This window comes from Arthrobacter endolithicus (genome assembly GCF_026627425.1).
GTDB lineage: Bacteria > Actinomycetota > Actinomycetes > Actinomycetales > Micrococcaceae > Arthrobacter_M.
In genome coordinates this window covers 1-3,610 of record NZ_JAPNLH010000043.1, presented here as the reverse complement: position 1 = coordinate 3,610, position 3,610 = coordinate 1, and the positions used below count along the sequence as shown (strand labels likewise).

2 protein-coding genes are annotated in these 3,610 nt (G+C 61.9%); both read right to left on the bottom strand.

All coding sequences use genetic code 11. The annotated features are described in order from the left end of the window. Positions 1-50: 50 nt before the first annotated feature. On the bottom strand, positions 51-1,181 hold the full coding sequence (gene tal / locus OS914_RS17805) for a transaldolase (protein ID WP_267547393.1): 1,131 nt from the start codon (positions 1,179-1,181) through the stop codon (positions 51-53). 95 nt (positions 1,182-1,276) lie between these two features. Next, positions 1,277-3,433, bottom strand: coding sequence for a transketolase (tkt, locus tag OS914_RS17800; protein WP_267547392.1), 2,157 nt, complete (start codon positions 3,431-3,433; stop codon positions 1,277-1,279). Positions 3,434-3,610: the final 177 nt, after the last annotated feature.

Below are 3,610 nucleotides of genomic sequence, written 5' to 3'. Positions count from 1 at the left end.
CCCTGGGTCTGGAATTGCGCCTGCGGCTCGTTGTTTTTGGTTGAGGGGGTTTAGTGGGTTGGGTTGTTTTCCCGGGCGGTGGTGAGGGCGTTTTCGACGTCGGTGAGGAGTTCTTTCCAGCTGGTTACGAATTTGTCTAGTCCTTCGGATTCGAGGATCGTGACGACGTCGTTGTAGGAGATGCTGAGGTTTTCGAGGGCGTTGAGTACGCCGTTTGCTTCTTTGTAGGTGGTGGAGATTGTGTCGCCGGTGACCTTGCCGTGGTCGAAGGTGGCGTCGAGGGTTTTTTCCGGCATGGTGTTCACGATGCCGGATGCGACGAGTTCGGTGACGTAGAGGGTGTCGGGGTAGGCGGGGTCCTTGACGCCGGTGGAGGCCCACAGGGGACGCTGCGGCGGTGCGCCTGCTTCGGCCAGGGCTGCCCAGCGGCCGGTGGTGAAGAGCTCTTCGTAGACCTGGTAGGCGAGGCGGGCGTTGGCAACGCCTGCTTTGCCCTTGAGTGCCTTGGCTTCCTCGGTGCCGATGGCATCGAGGCGCTTGTCGATCTCGGTGTCCACGCGGGAGACGAAGAATGATGCCACCGAGTGGATGTTCGCGAGGTCGTGGCCGTTTTCCTTGGCCAGTTCCAGACCTGTTTGGAAGGCGTTGATGACTGCGCGGTAGCGCTCCAGGGAGAAGATCAGGGTCACGTTGACGCTCATACCTTCGGCCAGAGTGGCCGTGATGGCCGGGAGGCCTTCGAGCGTTGCCGGGATCTTGATGAGGACGTTGTCCTTGTCGACCTTCTTGTAGAGGTGCTTGGCTTCAGCGATCGTGCCTTCGGTGTCCCATGCCAGGCGGGGGTCGACCTCGATGGAGACACGGCCGTCGACGCCCTTGGTCGTGGCGGCGATGGGGGCGAAGAGGTCGCAAGCGTCGGCGACGTCGGTGGTGGTGATCTCGAAGATCGTCTCATCGACGCTGGCGCCCTGTGCAGCAAATTCGGCGATTTTCGCGTCGTAGTCCGTGCCGGAGGTGATCGCGGCCTGGAAGATGGAGGGGTTGGTGGTCACGCCGACGACGTTCTTTTCGTCGATGAGCTTTTGCAGGCTGCCGCTGGAGAGCCGTTCCCGGGAGAGGTCATCTAGCCAGATGGACACACCTGCGTCGGAAAGCTGTGCGGTGGGTGTTGCGTTGGTCATGGCTTCTGCTTCTTCCTTCAAAAATAGTGGACAGTTTGCGGTCGGCGCCGCGTGAGAGTCTCCTGCGGCGCCGATCGCAGTGCGATTGAAAGGTGTTAGTTCGCTGCGGCGGCCAAAGAGTCCTTGGCTGCGGCGATGACTGCTTCTGCCGTGATGCCAAACTCCTGGAACAAGCGCTCGTAGTTCGCGGAGGCGCCGAAATGCTCCAGGCTGATGGAACGACCGGCGTCACCGACGAATTCCTTCCAGCCCAGTGCCAGGCCGGCCTCCACGGAGACACGGGCCTTGACCGCTGCCGGGAGCACGGATTCGCGGTAAGCGCCGCTCTGGGTTTTGAACCACTCGACGCACGGCATGGAGACCACGCGGGTGGCGATGCCCTGAGCTTGAAGGGCTTCGCGGGCCTCAACGGCGAGCTGGACCTCGGAACCGGTCGCGATCAGGATCACCTGCGGGGTGAGGACGGCACCGTCGGACACGGCCTCGGCCAGCACGTAGCCGCCCTTGGCCACATCGCCGGTAGAAGCGAACTCGGTGGCGGTCGCAGCGCCGGTGCCGCGGGGATAAGTGGGGACGTTCTGGCGGGTCAGCACAATACCGGCCGGGTTGTCCGTGGTTTCCAGGATCTTCTTCCACGAAGCGGCAACCTCATTGGAATCGCCGGGACGCACCACATCCAGGCCCGGGATGGCACGCAAGGTGGCGAGTTGTTCCACCGGTTGGTGGGTGGGACCGTCCTCGCCTAAGCCGATGGAGTCATGCGACCAGACATAGATCGAGGGGACGCCCATCAAAGCGCTGAGGCGGATGGCCGGGCGCTGGTAGTCGCTGAAGATTAAGAACGTACCGGAGAACGCACGGGTGGGCCCGCCCAGCTGGATGCCGTTCACGATGGCGGCCGCTGCGTGCTCGCGGATACCAAAATGCAGCACCCGGCCGTAAGGGCCGCCGGACCACGTACCGGTCTGCTTGGACGCCGGCACAAACGAGCCATATCCGTCGATGGTCGTGTTGTTGGACCCGGCCAGGTCGCAGGAGCCGCCCCAAAGCTCCGGCAGCACACCGCCGATGCTGTTAAGGACCTTCCCCGATGCTGCACGGGTGGAGACATCCTTTCCGGCCTCAAATACCGGAAGGTTGGTTTCCCAGCCTGCCGGAAGCTCCTTCTTCTCGATGCGCTCGAGCAGGGCCGCGTTTTCCGGGTTCGCGGACTTCCAGGCGTTGAAGCCGTTGGTCCATTCCTCACGGGCTGCCGCTCCGCGGTCCACGACCTTGCGGGCGTGGGCCAGGATGGCCGGGTCGACCTCGAAGTTCTTCTCCGGGTCAAAGCCCAGAACTTCCTTCAGCGCCGCCACCTCTGCGGCACCAAGGGCCGAACCGTGGATGCCACCGGTGTTCTGCTTCTTCGGCGAGGGGTAGCCGATGATAGTGCGCAAGGAAATGATCGAGGGCTTGGAGGTCTCAGCCTTCGCAGCAAGCAGGGCGGTATAGAGCTCCTGTACGTCTTCGACGTACTCGCCCGTCTCGGTCCAGTCCACGCGCTGAGTGTGCCAGCCATAAGACTCATAACGCTTGAGAACGTCTTCGGTGAAGGCGATGTCGGTGTCGTCCTCGATGGAAATATGGTTCTCGTCATAAACCACCACGAGGTTACCCAGTTCCTGGTGCCCGGCCAGCGAGGAAGCCTCGGAGGTCACGCCTTCCTGCAGGTCCCCGTCAGAGGCAATGACCCAGACGGTGTGATCAAACGGGCTGGTCCCGGCCGGGGCATCGGCGTCGAAAATCCCACGCATCCGGCGCTGCGAGTAGGCGAAGCCCACTGAGGAAGCCAGGCCCTGACCCAACGGGCCGGTGGTAATTTCCACACCCTTAGTGTGCTTATATTCCGGGTGGCCAGGGGTCAGCGCGCCCCAGGTGCGCAAGGCTTCCAGATCACTGAGCTCCAAGCCGCAGCCGGAAAGGAACAACTGGATATAAAGGGTAAGTGAACTGTGTCCGGGGGACAGGATGAAACGGTCTCGGCCGACCCAATCCGGGTTCTTCGGGTCGTGGCGCATGACCTTCTGGAACAGAAGATAGGCCGCCGGTGCAAGGCTCATGGCCGTTCCGGGGTGACCGTTGCCGACCTTCTCGACAGCGTCAGCAGCCAAAACACGGATTGTGTCCACCGCGCGCTGGTCCTCGGACGTCCAGTTCAATGTTGCTGCTTCCGGATTAGACCCGGAGGTAAGCACCGCAGTTGTTGGATTCACGATAGATCCCCTTCGATTAGTTCATCAGCCCTGTAACGGCCGAACGGATACTTTCTGGCTGATATCCATCGTCTCGAAACAAACGGGTAGGGGTAACACTGTTTTCTGACGGTTCTACCTACACTAAAGGACTGCCAAGACACGCCCACCCCGATAGACTACCCAGATGACCGCAAC

What these genes read in the sequence shown, in the direction of transcription:
- tal (WP_267547393.1), bottom strand. Translation starts at nt 1,181, where the DNA reads ATGACCAACGCAACACCCACCGCACAGCTTTCCGACGCAGGTGTGTCC.